This window comes from Paenibacillus sp. FSL R5-0912 (assembly GCF_000758605.1).
Taxonomy (GTDB): Bacteria; Bacillota; Bacilli; order Paenibacillales; family Paenibacillaceae; genus Paenibacillus_AQ.
Genome location: NZ_CP009282.1, coordinates 5,939,552 through 5,961,250 on the forward strand (window position 1 = coordinate 5,939,552; position 21,699 = coordinate 5,961,250).

A 21,699-nucleotide genomic window follows, 5' to 3' on the forward strand; every position below is an offset into this window, starting at 1 on the left:
CCTGGATAACAAATTCTAAAGCTTGTTCAAGGTGCAGCTACGGTTCCGTTGTTCGTCAGCACAATGTCATCGACGTCCACCGCAAGATGGCCTGTACCGCCATCCGTTATATTCCCCAGCTCAAAAGAAATCCGGCCGATGGAGGTGCTGCCTCCGGCAACATCGAATTCCAGGGTATATTCCGCGTATTCCGTATCAAGATCTACCACCTTGCTCGTATACCCGTTCCAGGTGTAATTGTTCGCGACATCCAGCCAGCCGATGCTGATGTTCATTTTGCGCGCTGCTTCTGCCTTAGCTTTGAAGGTAAGTGTATAATGATTGCCATCGTTGTAGGCTACTCCCTCGTAATAGACCTGCCGGTCCCAGCTGTTCGTCCCTGTGGAACCGACCTGGATCTGCAGCGCCCCATTCACATTGTCAATGGACAGCTCGCCGCTGTCGGAGGAATAGCTGCTCCAGCCCTTAAGCGGAGCCGAGAAGTCTCCGTTTGGAATCAGATTCTCCCCATACGCCTCACCCGCCATGACCGGGCTCACCTGCAGCAGGGAAATATTGCTCAGTCTAACCGTATGCTCTCCCAGCAGCCCGTTAACCTTGCCCAGACTGAACTGCAGCACAGCAGCGGGATCGCTTGCCGGAGCAGTGAACAGATATTCATAATGTCCGCCCGCTTCGCTCAGACTTACTGTCTCGTTCGTATACGGGGTCCAATTATTGTCCGAAGTACCGTCATGCTGAACAAGCACCCGGATATCTCTGGCTATTGATGCCTCCCCATCGAAGCGAAGCAGGTACTTCTTGCCCAATTCTACCGGTACTCCCCCTTGCTTCACCTGTACGTTCCAGTCTTCATCACCGGTGCCGCCAAGGTCAACCCGCAGTGCACCATACACAGCGTTCATTACGGTGTTCTTCACCGGATTACTGTCCCAATCCCTCTTGTACAGCGTCCAGCCTTCGGTAGAATCGCCCTTGAAGCGGCCGTTCACCACCAGCTCGCGGGTCAGATCCAGCCAGGCCAGATTATAGCCGCTGCCGCCAAGACGGAAGTAATAGATTCCGGCAGGCAGCTCAAGCGGTGCCCCGATGATTGCGCGGTAGGAATGAAGTCCTCCGGTATCTCCGATTGCCGTACTATAGACAGAGGTCGTCACTACACTCTGTTTGCCGGCATCCAGAACCGACAGCTCCAGCCCGGAGTCTGCCTGTATACTGGATACCCGGGCCACGGGAACAATGCTGGCAGCCTGAGGCAGCACCACTTTGTATTCTACATAGTCGCCCTGGTCCATATCCGTGATGTCCTTGCCGCCTTCGCCGCTCGGAATCAGGCCGGTACCCGATGATCTCCAGTTCTGGTCCCCCCGCAGATGCAGGTAGTTAGTGAATACAGGCGGATCAATCATCCTTACCAGACGTACATTGTCAATCTCGGTCTGCCCCGGAGCCTGGCCCAGAAGGAACGATAATGTACCTTCAGTTCCGGACGCGCCGGACAGCTCTATTTCCGCTGTATAGCTCTTCCACTCCGGCGTCAGAGTGAATGTTGCCCCGTCAGGATAGACGGTCTTCCCATCGCCGCCGTCCAGCTTGATGCCGACCGGCTGCTCCTGCTCCGATCTCGCCTCGAACGTAAGCTGATAGACTCCCCCGGCTGTCACAGGGATTCCTGTCTGGATCAGCGTCACATCCTCAGCCGAGCCTCCGGCTGTCTGGACATCTGCCTTGAATTCACGCTTCATCAGCGGCAGTTCCAGAGCATTGGTTACACTGGCTTTCGCAGCAGCGCCCGATTCCGGCTTAACGGCGAAGGTCCAGTAGCCCAGCCGCCCTTCTCCCAGCTCGAATCCGCCATTATAGATCAGGTTGCCGTCAGGCAACGGAGTACGTACCACTGGCAGGGGCTCCGTCTCTACCACCCTGACATTGTCGAAATAGGCTGCAATGTCGTTCAGACCAAGATTGAACTCGAAACGGACATTGTTATCGGAACTCTTCGACATGTTGAAGGTATATTCATACGATTGCCAGTTCGGCGTAAGCTGGAAATTGCGTTCCATGGAATAAGCCGTCCATCCGCCGCCGAATTCGGTCAGCTTGCTCATCAGCGGTCGGGCCGCATCCGCCTTGGCATCGAATGTGACTTTGTAGGACTTGCCCTTCTCCAGCAGAAGCGGCTTCTGAGCGAGCTGAATGGAATAGTTCTGGGTTCCAGCTTTGCTGACAGCCACCTTCACCGCCTTACCCTTTTCTATATCGTCAACGACGGAAGCTGTTCCCTCACCCCCCGCATTCTCGATCAATTCCCAATATTCCGGCGGGCCTTGAACCGCTTCTGCACCCGTAAAGTCACCGTTATAAATCTGGTTCCCGTCGGCAAGGGCAGGGCGCTGCGGAGTCGACAGCTCCGGCTTTGTCGGCCGTTGTCCTGTTACGTCCGGCCATTGATCGAGCTTGTTGTACTTGTAGACCCGGACATAATCGACATACATTTTGTCCGACTGGAAGTCAGCTGCCGGGTTACCCGGCCAATCGCCGCCCACTGCCAGATTAAGAATCATATAGAACGGCCGGTCAAACGGTGCGGGATAGGTATAATAATCCGGCTGGCCTTCAGCCTTCGTTCCCCAATCGCTTGTTTCAAAATACATTTTACCGTCCACATAATACCGGATCAGTCCCGGGAGCCATTCCAGTGTGAAGTCATGATAAGCATCAGCGAACGTCGTGCCCTCCGGCAGAATGTAGGTCTTGGACTGTGACGTATGCGGGATGTCGTAATGAAGCGAACCATGAACCGTTCTCGGGTACAGATCAGCCTTCTCTGCATCACCGGCCACCGGTCCCGTTAATTCCATAATGTCCATCTCGCCGCTTCCCGGCCAAGGTCCGTACTGCTTCTCTTCGTCGGTTGGCATCATCCAGATGGCCGGCCACATGCCCTGCTGAATCGGCAGCTTGGCGCGCACCGTGAATTTGCCGTAAGTCCAGTCGCCCTTCAGCTTGGAGGTCAGCTTGCCGGAAGTATACGACTTCCCGCCGTATGCTTCCTTCCGTGCTTCCAGTGCCAGCACACCCTGTCCGCTCTCGGTTTCGAGCGAAGCGTTGTCCGGATGATAATATTCGAGTTCATTGTTGTATACCGTTCCGGTATCCTGCACATTCCATTTGGTCTTATCTATGGAGCTACCGTCGAATTCGTCGTTCCAGACCAGCTCCCATGGATTGTCAGGGGTTGGCGGAGTAACCACCGGTGTTGCAGTCGGCGTTGCCCCAGCTGTCGCTGTTGGGGCAGGTGTCATAAGTGCAGGCGTTGGCATCGCTCCGCCTGAATCCCCTCCGCTCCCCGTAAAGGTGGCGGCTGCGCTTGCCTGCGGCAAAGCTCCATTACCGGACAAGCCCCGAAGCGTCTCACCAGCCTTGAGTGCTAGGCCGTTGAGCAGCACACGATCCGCTTGGGTCTCCAGCAGGCCGATGTCCCCCCGGTTCATAATCTCTGATCCGGCAGCGCCGGGACCGATAATCAGTGCTTCCACCCTTGTGCCGGCCCCAATCTCAACCTTGGCCGGCTGGAGCAATTCAATCCGGGCTACGGAGCTGCTATCCTCCAGCACGAGCCGTACCGGGGCTTTGGGCTTGTTCAGCTTGATCTGTCCCAGTGAAGATTTACGGAAAACTACCGAATGGTCACCACCTCCCGAGATATGAGTGGTTCCCTGCACCTTGATTCCCGAGAACGATACCTCTCCCTCTCCTACTCCGGCAGTCACATAGAGATTCCCGCTAACCGGTCCGCCTTCGATCTGTACATTCGCCCGGTTCACAATTACATTGCCGGACACCCCGCCAATCGAATAGCTTCCTTCGCCTGAACTGATCCACCCGATCATCCGGCCCAGGAGCTCCGCCAGTTCAGCCCGGGTCATCTGCGTCTGCGGATTCAGCTTGCCATCCGGCCCGCCGTGCAGGTAGCCTGCGTCAAGCATGGCACTCACTGCTTCCCGGGCATAGCCGCTGACCGCTGATCCGTCAGGCTGCGCGGCCAGCGTAGTTGGCGAAGCCGCCTCCAGGCCGAAAGCCCGGCTCAGCATCGTCATGGCCTCCTGCCGGGTTACAGCCGCTCCCGGCTGAAACCGTCCGTCCGCGTAACCTTGGATTATGCCGGCTGCACTAATCCCGCCCACATCCTTGCCATACCAGGAAGAAGCGCTTACATCACTGAACACAGCCGTTCCCGGAGCTGAGTAACGAAACACACGGCCCAGGATAACCGCTATCTCTGCGCGCGAGATTGCACGGCTTGGTCCAAATCTTCCCTGCCCATTCCCCTGCAGGATTCCGGCGGCTGCCAGCCTGTCCACCGCTGGCGAAGCCCAGTGCTGATTCATATCGGCAAATGCTGCCTTTCCGGCTACAATAGCGCCGCTTGTGCTTGTGCCTGCGGCTGATACGGGAAGCTTTTCCAGTCTCTCTGCTCCTGCCACTCCCGTGTTTCCCGGAAGCTGAATCCCTGACAGCAGCATACCGGCAATCAGCAGCTTGGATATTCCTTTACGGTACATTCAATAATCCCCCTTATGCAGAACCTTGCAGAATCCGGCGTTGCCGCCAGTCGATTTCAGTATAGAGCCCGTATCCCGGAGGCGACATACCAATTCGTTAGCACATATAACAAAGATGCAACTTCCTCATTTATAGGAGAAGTTATCCTGTAAACAGACGCTGTCCAGGGTCCACACACAACAAAAACCAGCTCATCCTGGACCAGGATTGGCTGGTTTTTGTGTTGTAGAAGATTGAAGACCCGTTTCGTGGAACATCCACCGCAGGCTTGCGGATGAACTGCTTAAGAGCAAACAAGGCTGACCCAAGCATCCATTCGATGCTTTGAGGTCAGCCCCACGGCGAATCTATGTAACTTTATCCGGGAATGAATCAGGCTAATGATCAGGAGGATGCATGGATCTGCGGGAAATCCTGTGCAACATCTTCACCCGAGAACAGATCGTCAAGCGAACTGAGCGTGCCATCTTCTTCAACCTGATAAACCGACATTTTCTCGCCGTTGACCGTAAGTTCGATGAAACAGCCCCAGCAATAGAACTGGTGGGAACCGATCTTGCCGATATCCTTGGAGTTGCAGTTTGGACACTTCATATAATACATTCCACCTATCCGTTAACAATATTAATGGCTTTTTGAAGCCGTTCTTCGCTCATCGCAGGAACCAGTACCGAATTCTCCCCGATAGACATTCCTTCAGAACAAGGCAGCCATTTGCGGCCTTCGATCAAATCAGTTACAAGCCCGTCACTGATTTCCAGCGCTACTATTGTGTTTCCCATCTTTTGGTCAAAATAAACATCGGATATTCGTCCAAGTATCGTTCCGGATGCTGTAAGCACCTGCAAATCCTTCAACTTGTTCTTTCCCAAGAGGAAAGTATACGGTATATGGTCAGCGTCGGTCTTAACAATCGACTCTTTGTTGCGGATCATGACAGCATCTTCGCCATAAGCGACAATATCATCCCATGCCACAACTTTCACATGACTGGAGAAAAAAGTTTTGCTTTCCAGTTCAATACCCGTAATGTTCCAGTTTGAATCCAGTCCAATATCGATTATTTCACCGACTTCAGTACCTTCTTCAACTTCATATACGGTGAGGCCAATCATATCTTGAAGTTTCATGGCGTTCAAAGTCCCCTCACCTTAAATAGTGCTTACGAGTTCCCTGAAGCTAGAAACCTTCCAAGCGGATGCCAGACCGCAAAAATGCCTAGTCTTTAGTACGCAGCCGGTTTAAGATGGTTCCAACTTTTTGGGCAACAACCTGCATTTCTTCATTAGTATTACCCAAACCTGTACTAAAGCGAATCGCCGAGTTCAAAAGTTCTTCCGGAAGCTTCATCGCCTGCAGGACATGCGAGATTTCCAGAGAGCCCGAGGTGCAGGCTGAACCACTGGCGGCCGCAATCCGCTCCATATCGAGATTCATCAGCAGCACATCTGTCTTCGCACCCGGGAAGCTTACATTCAGAATTCCGGGCACCGTCTGCTGTTCATTCCCGTTAATTACATATCCGCCGGCTCCGGCATGCTTGTCCAGCTCCTGCAGCAGTGTACTCCGCAGTCTGACAGCCTGCTCATGATGCTCCGCAAGTCCGTCTACCGCCAGCTCTACTGCTGTGGCGAAGCCGGCTGTACTTGCCAGGCTCTCCGTACCCGCGCGTCTGCCGCGCTCTTGAAGTCCGCCATGTTGTCTTGGCTGCAGCGGCGCTCCCCGCCGGACATACAATCCGCCAATCCCCTGCGGACCGCCAATCTTGTGGGCCGAGAAGCTCATATAGTCGACAGGCAGCTCGCGGAGCACCATAGGCAGCGTGCCCAGGGCTTGTACAGCATCCACGTGAAAAAGAATGCCCCGCCCGCCCGCTAATCTGCCAATCTCTTCTATAGGCTGTACAGTTCCCACTTCATTATTCACAAACATTACGCTAATCAATACTGTATCCTCACGCAGGGCAGACTGCACATCCTTGAGAGAGACAAGTCCTGTGGAATCTACGGGAAGATAAGTAACCTCGAAGCCCTGTTGCTCCAGTTGTCCGCACGTATGCAATACCGCATGATGTTCTACTGCTGTGGTAATGATATGTTTACCCTTATGAATAGAAGCATAGGCTGCGCCGAACAGAGCGAGGTTATCGCTCTCTGTACCGCCGCTGGTGAACACCCACTCATCAGGGGAACAGCCCAAAAAGCCCGCGATCCTGTCGCGCGCTCCATTTACGATTCTTTTGGCCGACCGTCCGAACTGGTGCACACTGGACGCATTGCCATACTGGTTCAATAACATATTGTACATAACCGTTGCCACCTCCGGATGAACCGGTGTTGAGGCGGCGTGGTCCAAATAGATGGGTTTCATGACGAGATTCTCCGCTTCTTGAAATTCAGGATTTTCTTACAGGACTACTCGATTATACTGCTGAACGGTTTCTTTTACCACCTGTTAATAAACACAATATTGTAACATTTGTCCATGGACCGGATCTTCATTTTCAGCTGGGATTCAGCGTATTTTCAGCCTGCACTCAGCTTTCTTTCCGATGATGTAACGTGGGCTTTTGAGAAAATAAAGAAACATATATTGAGAGGAGACGCCAAATGTCGCTATCGATTAACAATTATTACAATAAAAAGTACTATGACAACTACGATCTCACCAGTGGCAGCACAAGCGCTGCCCGCAAAAGCGCCGCCTCCAACCAAGAAGCAAGCAGCTCAAGCCTTACAGATGCTGCGGATTTCAGTGAAATCGCCAAGCTGTTCTTCAATCTGGAGGGAACAGATGATGCCGGAGAAGACGAATACACGGAGCTATATTCGCCAGCCTCGCTGGGCTCCGCAGCGGGCTCTCAATACGGCGGGGATATGAAGTCTCTGCTGGCCCAAATTCAGTTGGGCCTTGGGCTTACCGAGACGGATTCAGCAACAGGGGTTACCGGTGAATCCGGCAGCAGTCTGGGCTCTTTACAGAGTCTGCTCGGCAGCAACGGCCTCTCCTCTTTAAGCGGGGACGGGCTCTTCTCCTTGGTTCAGTCCGTTACATCTGATTCTTCCGCGGCTGGATATGCCGGAATTAACTCTTTGGATACAGCTAATGAGACTACGGGACTTCCTGCAATGCTGCAAGCCATGGGCGGATTCCCCCCTCCTTTGGGCTGGAGTTTGGATAGCCAGGACAACTCAGACAGCTCTGTTAGCACGGATAGTACAGACCGCGCTAACACGCTCAACGAACTAACCTCTCTTGAAGCGGGTCTCACTTCGGAGGATATGATGTCCGTGCTGGCCCAGCTGCAGAGAAGTCTTGGAGCATCTGCAAGCAGTTCAAGCACAGCTGACAGCAGCAACAATCCGCTCGCTGCAGTTCAAACCATGCTATCCGCGAAGAACTTCTCTACGATGACCAACATTGAGCTGTCCAGCTTGTTCGGCAAGGTCCTCGGGACGCTCGCCTAAACAGAACCGGTTTGCATTTCATAGGAAGCCCACAACTCACAGAAAAAGCTGTTGCAGAGGTTCGAAACCCCTGTAACAGCCTTTTTGTGCAAGCCGCTCAGCAGCTATTGCACCGGAGAATCCGGTTGCTTCAATCTGGAAGCGAGCTGGTCCTCCGATATCACTTCAATCCCGTGCAGCCGCAATAGAGCGGAAGTCACACCCTCACCGGGTATTTTCACACCGGCAAATGCTCCGTTATAGATCATGGAACTGCCACAGGACGGGCTATTTTCCTTAAGCACCACAAGAGTCGCCGCTAAGCTCCTTGCCTGCTCCAGTGCCGCATAGGCTCCCTCTATATACATGGCAGTTACATCATTACCTGTTCTGCCGACCACCCGGGCCCGGCCCTCCAGCACATCCCTGCCGCTGCCGCCTACGATCTCGGCAGGCTCCCGCGGGGTAGAGAAGCCTCCCATCAGCTCGGGGCATACAGCAACCGCCTGATGACTGTCCAGCAGATGCCGGATGCTCTGATCCAGACAATCCGTGCCGTTATATCTGACCTTCATCCCGGCCAGACAGGAACTTACGATAATCATAGCAGCCGCCTCTCCTTCGCAATCCTCAGCTTCATCCTATATAATGCTATACAAGATGTTCTAACATGAGAAATATAGGGGAGCATAGCACGAAGCTGCAATACTGTAAATGCTGTAATCATTGATTACTCAGGGGGGCACGGGCAATATGTGCGGAAGATATACCATTACCGTAACACTGGATGAACTGATGACAAGGTACTTTATCGGCGATACTTCCTTCGACCAGTATTCACCGAAGTTCAATGCGGCTCCAATGCAGTATATTCCGGCGGTCATTCATGACGGCAAACAGAATAAGCTTGGTCAACTGCGCTGGGGACTTCTGCCTTCCTGGTCCAAGGAGGACAAGAACGCCGCCAGGCTGATCAATGCCCGCAGTGAATCGCTGCTGGAGAAAGCCTCCTTCAAAGGGCTGGTCGCGTCCCGCCGCTGCATCATTCCGGCAGACGGCTTCTATGACTGGAAGGTCTATGAGGGCGGCAAGCAGCCGATGAGAATCACCCTGCGGGACGGGCAGCTTTTCTCTATGGCCGGCCTGTATGATATTTGGGTCGACCCCAGCGGCAAAAGAATCGCTACCTGCACCATCATCACCACCGCATCGAACAGCCTGATGGAGGAGATTCATGACCGGATGCCGGTCATTCTGAGCAGGGAAACAGAAGCACAGTGGCTGGACCGCAGCAATCAGGACATTCCCGCACTAATGAAGCTGCTGCAGCCTTATGACGCAAGGCAGATGCTTGCTTATCCGGTCTCATCAGCCGTAGGCAACGTACGCAATGACTACCGGGAGCTGATTAACAGAGCCGGGGCAGATGCTGTATAAGCGTGGCTTACAGCACTCTGTCTGGGATAGTCTCCAGTTCCTCAATCTGCCACCCGGCATCCGTTTTGACCAGATGAAGATGCATGGCATGCTCCTTCTTTTGCTTATCGCCTTCTGTATACGTCAGCGAGGCTTCCGCCTCCAGTCCATCCTGTTTAATATCAAATTGGATCTCTGAATGATACCCCTCTAAGGCTTCCCTCCAGCCGGCAAGATCCTCTCCGTTAATCTTAGCCCCGGCGTTATCGATGCGAAGCCGGGCCAGACGCTCCTCCGTTTCCGGTGACTGCTCAATCTTAAGTACACTCAGACTCAAATACTGCAGGATCACATCCTGAATTTCCTGCGGGTACTCTGGAATAACGACTTTCGTCGCTCTCAGTACCGCTTCTCCCTTCTCCAGTATGTAAGTACGGTCCAGGGAATAATAAAAAGTGCTATAGTCATTTCTGTACTGCTTATAACCGTCATATTGACCGTCCCGGTCATTGTCTGATATATAATCCTCGCCCTGCCCGGTCGCCGCAGCACTGTACACCTTCCGCACCACCTGATCTCCGGAAATCTCCAGCACCGCGAAGCCTGACATTCCGCCACCATTGGTAAGGCCGCAATAAATGAAGGTCTGCGGCAGATCCTGCAGCCGGATCAGCCTGAATCCCAGCTTCTGATATCCGCCCTCTAAATCGTGTGTCAGCTCCTCGATCTGTCCATCCCTGTCTCTCAAAACATGCAGCTCCGAAACGATGGAATATTGCGGATCCGCCTTATCAAGCTCCCCGTATCCAAGTACAATTTCATCATTTCCATCGAGATCCAGATCTTGTTTGGCGGAGAACAGCAGCTCTCCCCTCATGTCCCCATGAACAGCATCCATGTATTTCTGGAGCGGCTGTGCTTTTCCTGGGAACCAGGGGCTGGAAAGAACGCAGCCGCCGGACTGGAAGCTGGCTGCCCGGTCTGTCCGGGAGCGGGAGCTCGCGCCGGCGATAGCACGGGCTGCCCAGAAGCCGCGGACACCGGCGGTTCAGAAGATTCACTTAAGTCTGGCGCTTCCGGAGCAGCCGGTGAGACCGCAGCAACGGAAGATTCCGCCCCTGCAGAAGTTCCTGCTGGAATCAACTTGTCCGCAGAACATGCCGCCAATAACAAACTTAAGAAGAATAATGAAGCAAGTTTCCATAGCTTGGTATTCAGAACTAGCCACCTCAAATTTCTCAGTATGCAGGAAGTAAGGGATCCCTGCTGGTAAAATATTCTACATCACTGTTTAGAATCCCTTTTCTGGGTAATCCACCCACCAGCCTGAACCCCGTCTCTATAACCGTTCATCTGGTGTTTAAGTCCTATGTACCCCGGGTATTAACTAAAGCTCATTCATTTGTTCATAATTCAGTATCCACCACATTAATCCCAGGAGGAATAGACATGGCTCTTAGCAGACAAGCACTGACCACAACACCAGGCACATCCATTGAGCTGGAGTGTCTCTACCATTCTCCGCAGGGCAAATGGGCGTATCCGTATAGCGAGAAGATCTTCCATTTAAGAGTCCGCAGTAAAAAGAACAATGTGGAACGGGTTTTTGCGCTGACGGGAGACAAATACGACTGGGAGCATCATCATCAGGAGCTGGAAATGCTCAAGGTGGCAACAGATGCGTATTTTGATTATTGGGAGGCTGAGATCGTACCTGAGCGTAAACGTTTCTCTTACGGCTTCAGGTTCGAGTCGGGGAAAGAAACGGTATGGATGGTAGAATCCGGCTTCCATACGAAAGAGCAGCCTGCACCTCCCGGAGGCTATTATGAAATGCCTTATATCCATGAGGTTGATCTGCTGCATGTTCCCGGGTGGGCTGAATCGGCTGTATTCTATCAGATCATGCCGGACCGGTTCGCCAACGGAGATCCGGGGAACGATCCGGAAGGAACGCTTGAATGGGGCGGCACACCGACGACCGACAGTTATTTTGGCGGGGATCTGCAGGGGATCATTGATCATCTGGATTATATTCTGGAGCTTGGAGTGACCGCGCTGTATCTTACTCCGATCTTTGAGGCACCCAGCAACCATAAATACGATACGGTAGACTACGGAACGATCGACTCCAGCTTCGGAGATGTGGAGCTGCTGAAGCAACTGGTCAGCCTGGCTCATTCCAAAGGGCTTAAGGTAGTGCTGGATGCCGTCTTTAACCATACAAGCGCGGAGTTCCCGCCATTCAAAGATGTAATTGAACATGGGGCAGACTCCAAATACGCCAATTGGTTTCATATCTATGATTATCCGGTTAAGGCGGAAGGTAACACCCCCAATTATGATACGTTTGGCTTCTTCGGCGGGATGCCCAAGCTGAATACGGCCAACCCGGAAACCAAAGAATATCTGCTGGACATTACCCGCTTCTGGCTCAGTGAGGTACATATCGACGGCTGGCGGCTGGATGTGGCCAATGAGGTAGACCATGTATTCTGGCGCGAATTCCGCCAGGCGGTCAAAGAGATTAACCCGGAGGCGTTCATCATCGGTGAGGTATGGAGCGATTCCCTTAGCTGGCTCCAGGGGGATCAGTTCGATTCCGTAATGAACTATCCTTTCTCTGACCGGCTGCTGGAGTTCTTCCAGGGAGATGAGATGGAGCCGGAGGCCTTCGCCTCCCACATCTACGGATTGCTGATGCGTTACCCGCGGCAGGCAAATGAAGTACTGTTCAATCTTCTCGCCAGCCACGATACCCCCAGAGTCCTTACCCGGCTCGGCGGGGATACCCGGAGACTGAAACTGACAGTCACCTTCCTGCTTACCTTTACCGGAACGCCGTGTATCTTCTATGGAGATGAAATCGGACTTACGGGAGAAGATGACCCGGATTGCCGTAAATGTATGATCTGGGAGGAGGAGCGTCAGGACCGTGAGCTATTCAGCTTCTATCAGCGCATGATTGCCCTGCGCAAGAACCATGAGGTACTGCGTACCGGCCACTTCCGTTTCCTGCAGAGTGATGCAGATAGCCGGGGCCTCGTGTACGAACGTTTCAATGACAACAGCCGCTTTACCGTCTGGATGAACAATTGTAGCGAACCGTTAACCCTTCAGCAGTCATTCACCGGGGGCAACTGGCAGGATGCCTTCAGCGGTGAACCAGTGGCGATGGATGGTGAAGGAATCAGACTTACGCTGGAGCCGCTGGGGTTCAGGATACTGCAGAGCGTGGTTGAGGCTGCGGATGACAGTGCGAAGCCTGAGAATTAATTGATCTGGGCAGCCTGCCCAAAAAGGAGGTGCTCCTGAAGCCATTACTGGCTGTCCGGGACACCTCCTTTGCGTGATTACAGGTAAGTATGCGGCTATGAACGCCTCCGCACTGTAATCGCAGGGACCTTCCGACCGCTCACGCCTTCGTCTCCCTACTCGCGCACACTATTCGGTTGCTCACTTTGTCGATTCTCCTTACTGCCTGGACAATCATATAGTCGCCTTGCACTTCGTATACCGTTTCGCGACTCAAGTTCGCCGTACGCACCGTAGACACTTGTTGGTCGCCAGTTTTGCCACACTGCCCGAAATAAGTGGATTTTCAGCATCTATTCATCTCTTGGAACTCACTTTACGGGTAACAAGTGGATTAATTCCACTTATTTCCATCCCATTCCCTGTTATTAGGCAGCGCCAGTGAATATAAGTGTCGTTTATCCAACTAATCCTGCGCAAACAGCAAATCCCCCAACTTTAGATGTCGTTTATCCACTTATTTCCCCGGCGCAGATAGCGCTACTTATATAAACCCCATCCGCGCTATTGATCTCCGGTCTCGCGGTATAACCCAGGCTCTCATAGAAGCCTACGACCTGCTTTTGGCTGGTAATTACGCTCCGCTGAATGCCTAGCTTCCTGATCCATTGCTCGGCGGCCCCGATCAGCTTCCGGCCATAGCCTTGGTGCCGGAGGAGAATGAGCACGCTGTCGCCACCGCCCGGATTAATCTGAACCATTGGAAATACGCCAAGATCGTCCATGACTGTCATCCTTCCGCCAATGCCGGGGGATGCGGAGCATTTCTTTCGTTTTCCTATAGGCGAATTTAACGAATTGGAGATTCCAGGCGGGGACGTTCTCCCGCATGCAGCAGATACAAGCACAAGCCCCTCAATTGCGGGTAACTATATTCTTGTCCTATATTGTTAAATGAAAAAGCCGCAAATAAGCGGCTTTTGATTTTCGGCTTATGCCTAGTGAATTGTAATTACAGGTTGATCTTTACGATGAAATTGTCATAGCTTTATGCACGCTAAATCTAAGGTATGAGGAAGCTACCCGAAGAAAGGCTATGTGCTCTGAGTGGGTTTCTTACGTATGCTTGTGAGTTCAAATGCCTCTTTAGGAATTCCCAATTCATGAGCCTTCTTCTTTTTAATCACCATGGCTTGTTGTAAGCTTGTAGCTTGAAATTCAATTGTAGTGCCAAGCGGATCCGCAAATGCATAGTAGCTTTTTTTATTGGACATTAACTTAGGGCCTCCTCATCTTATTCTCTAATGATTGTGCAATTCAAAGCCGCTCACCGAGTTTCCGGGTAGCCGGAGCTTATCTGTAACTGCTTGCAATGAGGCTGGATGGCAAATCACCCTAATAGTGTGCGTCTCCTCTTAGAGAACTATTCGCGAAGACGGCCTTTAAACAAGCCGCCCTTTCAGTTTCTTGTTTCACGCGTTTCACGCACTCAACTGGCTAAAATCACAAAAAGAAACCGTCCTTTGGAAAATGGAGTTGGGGACCACAACCATTTCAAAGGAGAGGTTTCTTTTGTACGTTCAATATACTAATGGAGCAACTTTGGCCGAGACTGCTGAAATATGAGCAATACCAAACCCATTAACCGAGCGCCACTGTACCGTATTTCATCGTTATTCCCATTCCTTTCATTACCCTTTCACACCCGACATCGTAATCCCCTGAATGTAATAGCGCTGCAGGAACAGAAACAGGATCAGAATCGGAACCGTGGAAATGGTACTTGCGGCAAGAATCTTAGACCAATCTGTTCCTTCCACCGAGGAGAACGTGGCAATGGCTACCTGGATCATCTGTTTCTTTTCGTCATTGATAACGATTAGAGGCCACAGATATGAATCCCAGTTGCCAAGAAAGGTCATCAGCGCCAGGGTGATCATCGGCGGGACAGCCGCAGGCAAGACAATACTGGAAAAGGTCCGGGACATCGAGGCCCCGTCGATTTTGGCCGCCTCCAGAATCTCATCTGGAATTTCCGCGAAGAACTGCCGCAGCAGAAAGATTCCGAACACAGACAGCATCGAAGGAATCACCAGCGCCTTATAGGAGTTAAGCCAGCCGAAATAATTCATCAGCAGATAGTTTGGGACCAGCGTTACTTCACCGGGAATAATCATCGCCGACATGAATAGTGCGAAGACAACCGCTTTTCCACGGAAACGCAGCTTGGCAAAAGCAAACGCCGACATCGAATTCACTAGCAGCACCAGCAGGGTTACAATCCCAGCAACAAACAGTGTATTAGCGATATAGCGGAGAAAAGGGTTGCCCTCACTGAAGATAACCTCTTTGAAGTTAGCCAGCGTCGGCTGGACAGGAACGAACAAATGAATATTCAGGCTGGAGGAGTACTTGAACAATTCCTCATAAGGGCGTAGTGAACCCGAAATCATCCAGAGGATCGGGATAATTGAAATGACAGCCAGGACGGTCATAACCGTATACTTGGCAATGCTTGCAAAGCGGTTCATGTGGATTCCTCCTAGTAGTTTTACGAACAGCCGCTTCCTTAAAATTCCCCTGCAGCAAAATTGACTACAGAAGCGTCTCCATTAATGTTCTGCGTTCCGGAACAGTCTCATTTGCACGAGCGAGATGGCTAGAACAATCGCGAACAGAATAAAGGCGGCAGCGGTGCCGTAGCCCATCTGCATCTGCTGGAAGGCCATTTTATAAATATAATAGACTGCGGTTTCGGTAGCCCCGTTGGGTCCTCCACTGGTCAATACAAACACAAGGCCGGACAGCTTAATGGCATCAATTGTCGTCATAATCACAACAAAGGCCGTGGTACGATTCAGCAAAGGAAGCGTAATGCGGAAGAACTGCTGTATTTTTGTAGCACCGTCTACCCGGGCCGCCTCGTATAAATCTTGCGGAATGTTGTTCAGTCCGGCCAGGAAGATAATCATGAAAAAGCCTACGCCTTTCCATATTCCCAGCATGATCACGCCGTTCATCGCCGTATCCGGGTTGGACAGGAAATTGGTAGTGGGCAGATGAAGCGTCTTCAGCACATTGTTCAGAATCCCAAATTCCTTGTTGTAGATCAGTTTGAACACCGTTGCGGCCACTGCCGTAGAAATGACAACCGGAATGAAATAGAGTGTGCGGAACAGACCGGTAAGCTTGAACTTTTTCTGGATTAACAGTGCTAGGCCCAGTGAAATCGCGGTCTGAATCGGAATAACAATGATGGCAAAATGAAACGAATGCCTGAGACTGGCCAGGAAATCCCTGTCCGTCACCAGAGACCTGTAATTGTCCAGCCCGATGAAGCTGCGGGTCGATCCTACCAGGTTATAATTCTGAAAGCTGATCACAAAGGCTTGCAGCATCGGATAGAACACAAAGATGAGCAGCAAAGCAAAAGAAGGCAGCACGAACCACCAGGCGGTTATTTCTTCTCCCCGCAGAAACCGGCGGGGCTTTTTGCTTGATGGGGCAGTTTTGGAGGCAGGCTTAGCTGCCGCTGTAACGCTTGTCATGATCTTTTCACTCCATTTCAATCCGGTTTATAGACGTACACGTTCATTACGGCATATATTTGCCCACCCGGGGCAAGAGCTTTAATCTCCGTCTGGCCTTCCTTCAGCCCCTTTACGACCGCGGTTGTTCCGGAACGGCTCTCCACCTGTGCAACGGCCTCATCACTCGACACCCAAGTAAGATCCTGGGGAGCTGCTAGCGGAACGACCGCCGCTGCCGCTTCCATAGTGCCGCCAAGCGGAACATCCACACTAGATTGGCTAAGCAGGACGCGAAGCGGTTCCGAGCTATCCGGATCCTCATTCCGCCATACACTGGCCATCGGATAAAAGACGGCCTTGTCCAGCGTCACGTCCCCCTTTTTCACATACAGCTCCAATCCATTGCTGGTAGCCCCCGGGAAAAGAATACTGGAAACCACAGTCTCGCCGTCTGCGCCGAACACCTCCAGCGTCGATTCATCTACATAGATATGCAGCCTGATTTTACCGTTTACCGCTCTTAAGGGTGCCTGAACCGTTTCGGCAAACCCGGCTTCAAATGAACTGTCGCCGGACTTAGTTCGATCCACCGTCAGTGTTGAATTAACGTTGTTATAAGATATAATTGTCGCCTGATCTCCGCCTTTTCTCAATTTGAATCCGAATTCCGCCTCTCCCTTCACGGTGAACTCGGTATCGATTTCATAGGAAGTCCCGTGCAGACTGGCCAGGGGATTGTTGCCTGGCTCGAGCCGCTGGGTTCCCACCTTGACCGCTTGGCCACGCAAAGCTCCCAGCTCTTGCACCGGCTGCTGGACGAGGCGTAATCCCTCACCGGGAATGTCGCGCAGCTTCAGCTCCCGTGGCAGCGACATATTCCCTTTCCACGGAGCGCTTGGCATAGAGAACGGATAGCGCCAATTGGACATCCAGCCGACATAGATCCGGCGCCCGTCCGTCTGCGGAATATCAGAGTAGGACACTGCGGCGTAGAAGTCTTTTCCGTAATCGGTCCACAGCACTTTGGAGGGCTCATTCTCGTTCTTGAATGTCTGTCCGTCAAAGCTACCAATAAAATATTGCGCCGCCGAGCCACGGGTTGAGCTGTTATTGCCGATGCTGAGCGCCAGCACCCACCGGGTCTCCTTGCTGCCTTCCACGGGAAGCTCAAATAGATCCGGACATTCCCAGACGGCGGCATGTGAGCCCTGATCGGCGCCGAATTCGCTGGCCAGCTGCCAGGTCTTCAGGTCTGGAGAGGTATAGAATCTCACACGGTTGTCCACCGAGACAACCATCACCCAAGCGTGTGAAGGCTCATGCCAGAACACCTTGGGATCTCTGAAATCCTTGAGTCCTGAATTAGGAATCACGGGATTGCCCTCATATTTGATCCAGGTGCGTCCTTTATCAGAACTGTACGCCAGGCTCTGCGACTGCATTCCTCCTTTGAAATGGGTGAAGATCGCAACCATTCCCGCTTTTCCGCCAAAAAAACCGCTCGTATCCTTCCAGTCCACCACGGCACTGCCCGACCAAATCTCCCCGAGCGAATCGCGCAGGAGCGCTACCGGCAGATGCTGCCAATGGATCAGATCCGTGCTGACGGCGTGACCCCACTGGCCGCTGTTCTGGTAGAACTGGTGATATTCACCTTCGAAATAAACCATTCCATTCGGATCGCTCATATTCCCGCTTTCCGGCGACAGATGATACTGCGGACGGTATAGCTCCGTGTAGTAATTGGGAATCGCAGAAAACTGAAAGGCCGCAGGTGCAGTATTAGAGATAGCATTGGACGGAGTTTTAGAATCAGAAGTATTGCTGGTATGATTGCTGTTGCCGCCAATATTGCACCCAGCGATAACCAGCAGTACAACAGCCACACCTGCCAGTTTGCTTGTAGTTTTGATCTCTTTATGTGCTTGCTTCTCTCCAGAAACATTCATACTGCATACTCCTATTCCTTGTTTAGTTGACCCTATTGTAGCTGAACGGCTAGAGAAATCATTTCAATATGATCGGCTCAGAAGTTGTGATGTTTTCAGGGGTGATTCTTCAAATACCATTCACGGTAATCTTTGGGACTTTTGCCGCTGTTTTTCTTGAAAGAGGTGCTGAAATAGCTAGAGCTGGAATAGCCGACAAGCATAGCGATATCGGTCAGCTTCAGTTCGTTCTCTTGCAAAAGCAGTTCCGCCTTGGCCATTCTCAGCCTGGTGACATAGTCGCTGAACGTAATGCCCACATGCTGCTTGAACAGCCCGGATAAATAGGTCTCATTCAGATGAAACATTTCGGCGAGGGAAGAAAGCGTCAACTCGTAGGAGAAATTCTCCTCCACATATTTTCTGACCGCTTCGACCATATGCTGTCCGCTGGAGAAGCGGAGCTTCTTCACTTCATCCATGACAAGCTGCGCCAGCTCATCGATCTGCCCCCGTACGCCTTCACGCGACTGGTAATCGGCAATGGTCATCTGACAGTTCCACAAATACTTCTGCAGGGCGGAGCCGCCGAGCTCGAACTTTTTGGCGATGGAGCTGAACATCAACAGCATCCGCAGGGCCAGAAAGGTAAAAGCAAACATCGGCGTATCTCTTTCGCTACTGAAAATGGTGTCAAGCTGCTGGCGGAAGGTGCTCATGTCCAAATTTTCAATCGCCTGTACCAGCTTCCGCTCCATCTCCGGGGTAAACGCCTGCGTAAGCTCCATCACCCGGCTCCGTTCGCCCTCTCCATCTTTATACACGGTGCTTTGGCTCCAGGACAGCATGCACGAAGCATAACCGTTCTTCAGCCGCTTGAGTCCCTTCACTTCCTCGCCAATCCCCGTTACACATTCCAGCTTCAGGTAACTGGCGATGTTTCGTTTCAGTTCTTCTACGAACCGGTCCGTTCGACCCGCATGCTCCGGCCCCGGCTTCATAATAACCAGAAAATACATCATCGCAGAATTGGCGACATCGCTGAATGGATAGATTCCCTTCCGCTTAGCAGCCGTCTCCCGGCATAACATCTGAAAAGCCAAATTGAGCAGATCCCGGCGCTCCTGCCGGTCCGCCATCCGCCCCGCCGGCACTCTCATCTCCACAGCAACAAACTGCAGCTTCAGATCATCCGCCGTCAGCGGGGTCAGCTGGAGCTGCTGCAGTCGTTCCCTGATAGCCGCCAGGCTGTACCACTCGTCTTTGACCATTTGCAGCAAGAAATTCTCCTGCAGCAGCCGCAGCTGCTCATTTTTCTGCAGCAGATCCTGCCGGGAGGCCTGCAGGTTTTTTTGCTCCTGTCTAATTTCTTCACCCAGCTTGCCAAGCAGCTCATTCAGTTCTGCGCGGGCTACCGGCTTCAGCAAATAATCCTTCACTCCAAGCTGTATGGCCGATTTCAGATAATCAAAGTCGGAGTATCCCGACAGCACAACCGTCCTCAGCAGCGGATACTTCTTTTTACAGATGCGGATAAATTCAATGCCGTCCAGCTGTGGCATACGGATATCGGAGATGACCAGCTGCGGCAGCGGTCCCTGCTCCAGCAGCTGCAGCGCTTCATTGCCGCTTGAGGCCTCCGAGACAATCCGGAAGCCGGCGGCTTCCCAATCGATTTTGGCTTTGATGCTGTTGCGGACCCCCTTCTCGTCATCCACCAGCATAATCTCATACATGATTATCACCTCTCTATCAGCGGCAGCTTCAGTGTAATGGTTGTTCCTGTATCTAGCTTCGAATCAAGCACGGCTTCAAACTGCTCGCCGTAATACAGGCGGCAGCGGGAGAGCACATTGCGCAATCCGATGCTGTCCCCTTTATGATTTAAGATTCCCACACTGTTCCTAAGCTCCGTATCGGCAAGAATGCTGGCGATCAGTTCCGGTGTCATTCCTGGACCGTTATCCTGTATCTGCAGGTGCAGGCGCTCTCCACACACACTGGAGGTGATCGCCACCTCGGCGACCCCCCCTTTTTCCAGGCTGTACTTCACCGCATTCTCTACCAGCGGCTGCAGAATAAACTTGGCGATCAGCAGCTGATCCGCGGCGGAATCCTGCCGGACCGTCACCATCAGATGATCCTCATGCCGCAGCTTTAGGAGGAACAGGTAGTCACGGATGTAGCCCAATTCCTCGCTGACTTGTACCAGATCCGTATCGAGACTCAGCGAATAACGCATCATTTTACCCAGTGCTTCCGTGGCGTCCATGACCAGATCCTCTCGTTTCATCGCCGCCAGACCGCTGATGATCTCCAGTGTATTGTTGTAAAAATGTGGATTTATCTGCAGCAGGAGTGCTTTGTATTCGGCATTTTTCCGGCGCAGATTGGTCTCGAATTCTGTCTCAATCAGATACTTCAGCTGATGGGTCATCTGCTCAAATACACCGGCCACATAGTCCACTTCGCTCTGCCGTGATCTAACCTTTGGCATATCCTTCATCGCCAGCTCGAACTGCCCGTTTTTGACATGCCGCATGGCCCGGGCCATGGCACTTAGTGGCTTCGTTATGCCGGTGGAGAGCCACAGCGCGACAATAATCACAAGGATCAGTAGAACAAAGCTGGCAAGGAGCAGCGTTTCTTTGAGCTTGGTGATGGTGGCATACAGCTCCGCCTCCGGCACCTCGCCGACGATCAGCCAGTTCTGTGCAGGCAGCCTGCGGTAAAAGAACAGATAGTCGGTCCCCCCTTGGCGAAGCGGAAAAATGCCGCTGGTCTCACCTCCGCTATGTTTCTGCAAAGCAGCAAGTCCGCCGCTAAGCACCTGCTCAGCTCCTGTCAGATCCTGATGGAGTACACTGAGGCCTTCCGCCGTCAGTAAAAAGGCTTTGCCGCTTTTGCCGAAGCTGATTTTATCCATATCCTGGCGCAGCAGTTCCGTAGGATAATTGATTTTGATCACTCCGACATCCTTAAGGGACTGGAGCTGCACCAAAGGGAGCACAAGGCTATTGATCTCGCGCGAACGCATGCTGTCGTCGGCCTGATCCCTGTCCTGATGAGCCTGTGTCCAGCGTACGTCCTGCTCCTTGAACTGACTGTACCAGCTGCTCTTCAAATAGCTCAGGTCCTGTGTCCATAACCCGCCCTTATCCTTCGCAAAGGTGGAAATGGAAATCACATTCGAATTATTGATCGCATAGGAGGATAACAGCTCACGCAGCTTTTGCTTGGCCAGATACTTTTCACCCTTAGTGCTCTCATCGTTCAGATCGGCGGTTATCCATTCCTGTGTGATGTTGCTGCTCAGCACCTGGTTGCCCATATCCTCAATTTGCGTCAGCAGCGTGCTGACATGGGAGGCAAATTGGTCTATGGTCTGCAGAGTCGAAGTCTGGGTAGACTTTCGGATCTGCTCCGCCGATTCCTTGCTGAGGATAAAGACAACCGCCGTAATCGGAAGGATCAGCAGGATCGAAAAAGCCAACATTAATCTGCTGCGTAACGAGTAGAACATGACAACCGCGCCCCTTGCTATCATTATGGTCCAAA

Annotated in this window: 16 protein-coding genes and 1 pseudogene; 3 read left to right on the forward strand and 14 right to left on the reverse strand. The window is 52.3% G+C overall.

The window, feature by feature from the left end:
• Positions 1–26: 26 nt before the first annotated feature.
• The 4 genes from R50912_RS25140 to R50912_RS25155 all read right to left on the reverse strand — a co-directional run bounded on the left by R50912_RS25140 (position 27) and on the right by R50912_RS25155 (position 6,936).
• Positions 27–4,565, reverse strand: a complete 4,539-nt coding sequence (locus R50912_RS25140) for a carbohydrate binding domain-containing protein (protein WP_052416678.1) — start codon at positions 4,563–4,565, stop codon at positions 27–29.
• A gap of 385 nt (positions 4,566–4,950) precedes the next feature.
• Positions 4,951–5,160, reverse strand: a complete 210-nt coding sequence (locus R50912_RS25145; RefSeq protein WP_039300906.1) for a hypothetical protein — start codon at positions 5,158–5,160, stop codon at positions 4,951–4,953.
• 14 nt (positions 5,161–5,174) lie between these two features.
• Positions 5,175–5,696, reverse strand: coding sequence for a PRC-barrel domain-containing protein (locus R50912_RS25150; protein ID WP_042238653.1), 522 nt, complete (start codon positions 5,694–5,696; stop codon positions 5,175–5,177).
• A gap of 88 nt (positions 5,697–5,784) precedes the next feature.
• Positions 5,785–6,936: a cysteine desulfurase family protein gene (locus R50912_RS25155; protein ID WP_042238654.1), complete on the reverse strand. Its 1,152-nt coding sequence runs from the start codon at positions 6,934–6,936 to the stop codon at positions 5,785–5,787.
• A 239-nt stretch (positions 6,937–7,175) separates the two neighbouring features.
• Between R50912_RS25155 and R50912_RS25160 the strand changes: the two genes are divergently transcribed.
• The gene (locus tag R50912_RS25160) at positions 7,176–8,033 is read left to right on the forward strand and encodes a hypothetical protein (protein WP_042238655.1); all 858 of its coding nucleotides are present in this window, start codon (positions 7,176–7,178) and stop codon (positions 8,031–8,033) included.
• Positions 8,034–8,137: 104 nt separating this feature from the next.
• Here R50912_RS25160 and R50912_RS25165 read toward each other — a convergent pair whose 3' ends face one another.
• Positions 8,138–8,617 carry a 2-thiouracil desulfurase family protein gene (locus tag R50912_RS25165; protein WP_042238656.1) on the reverse strand — a complete coding sequence of 160 codons (480 nt, stop codon included), beginning with the start codon at positions 8,615–8,617 and terminating at the stop codon, positions 8,138–8,140.
• Between the two features lie 148 nt (positions 8,618–8,765).
• Here R50912_RS25165 and R50912_RS25170 point away from each other — a divergent pair, with 148 nt between their 5' ends.
• Positions 8,766–9,449 carry an SOS response-associated peptidase gene (locus R50912_RS25170; protein WP_042238657.1) on the forward strand — a complete coding sequence of 228 codons (684 nt, stop codon included), beginning with the start codon at positions 8,766–8,768 and terminating at the stop codon, positions 9,447–9,449.
• Between the two features lie 7 nt (positions 9,450–9,456).
• Here the strand turns inward: R50912_RS25170 and R50912_RS25175 are convergent, their stop codons facing one another.
• A complete protein-coding gene (locus R50912_RS25175) occupies positions 9,457–10,326 on the reverse strand; it encodes a hypothetical protein (RefSeq protein ID WP_042238659.1) in 870 nt (289 codons plus the stop codon).
• A gap of 551 nt (positions 10,327–10,877) precedes the next feature.
• On the opposite strand from R50912_RS25175, the gene R50912_RS25185 reads away from it, so the two are divergent.
• Positions 10,878–12,704, forward strand: a complete 1,827-nt coding sequence (locus R50912_RS25185) for an alpha-glycosidase (RefSeq protein WP_081956640.1) — start codon at positions 10,878–10,880, stop codon at positions 12,702–12,704.
• A gap of 488 nt (positions 12,705–13,192) precedes the next feature.
• Here the strand turns inward: R50912_RS25185 and R50912_RS25190 are convergent, their stop codons facing one another.
• The 8 genes and pseudogenes from R50912_RS25190 to R50912_RS25220 form a co-directional block, all read right to left on the reverse strand.
• Positions 13,193–13,468, reverse strand: a complete 276-nt coding sequence (locus R50912_RS25190) for a GNAT family N-acetyltransferase (RefSeq protein ID WP_052416679.1) — start codon at positions 13,466–13,468, stop codon at positions 13,193–13,195.
• 309 nt (positions 13,469–13,777) lie between these two features.
• The gene (locus R50912_RS25195) at positions 13,778–13,957 is read right to left on the reverse strand and encodes a hypothetical protein (protein ID WP_042238662.1); all 180 of its coding nucleotides are present in this window, start codon (positions 13,955–13,957) and stop codon (positions 13,778–13,780) included.
• 121 nt (positions 13,958–14,078) lie between these two features.
• A pseudogene (locus R50912_RS36510) lies at positions 14,079–14,174 on the reverse strand (hypothetical protein); the annotation flags it as partial.
• Between the two features lie 200 nt (positions 14,175–14,374).
• Positions 14,375–15,214: a carbohydrate ABC transporter permease gene (locus tag R50912_RS25200; RefSeq protein WP_042238663.1), complete on the reverse strand. Its 840-nt coding sequence runs from the start codon at positions 15,212–15,214 to the stop codon at positions 14,375–14,377.
• A gap of 81 nt (positions 15,215–15,295) precedes the next feature.
• The gene (locus R50912_RS25205) at positions 15,296–16,231 is read right to left on the reverse strand and encodes a carbohydrate ABC transporter permease (RefSeq protein ID WP_081956642.1); all 936 of its coding nucleotides are present in this window, start codon (positions 16,229–16,231) and stop codon (positions 15,296–15,298) included.
• 17 nt (positions 16,232–16,248) lie between these two features.
• Positions 16,249–18,162, reverse strand: a complete 1,914-nt coding sequence (locus R50912_RS25210; RefSeq protein ID WP_052416680.1) for a glycoside hydrolase family 32 protein — start codon at positions 18,160–18,162, stop codon at positions 16,249–16,251.
• Positions 18,163–18,257: 95 nt separating this feature from the next.
• A complete protein-coding gene (locus R50912_RS25215) occupies positions 18,258–19,877 on the reverse strand; it encodes a response regulator transcription factor (protein WP_042238664.1) in 1,620 nt (539 codons plus the stop codon).
• A 5-nt stretch (positions 19,878–19,882) separates the two neighbouring features.
• Positions 19,883–21,664 carry a sensor histidine kinase gene (locus R50912_RS25220; RefSeq protein WP_231637710.1) on the reverse strand — a complete coding sequence of 594 codons (1,782 nt, stop codon included), beginning with the start codon at positions 21,662–21,664 and terminating at the stop codon, positions 19,883–19,885.
• Positions 21,665–21,699 lie beyond the last annotated feature (35 nt).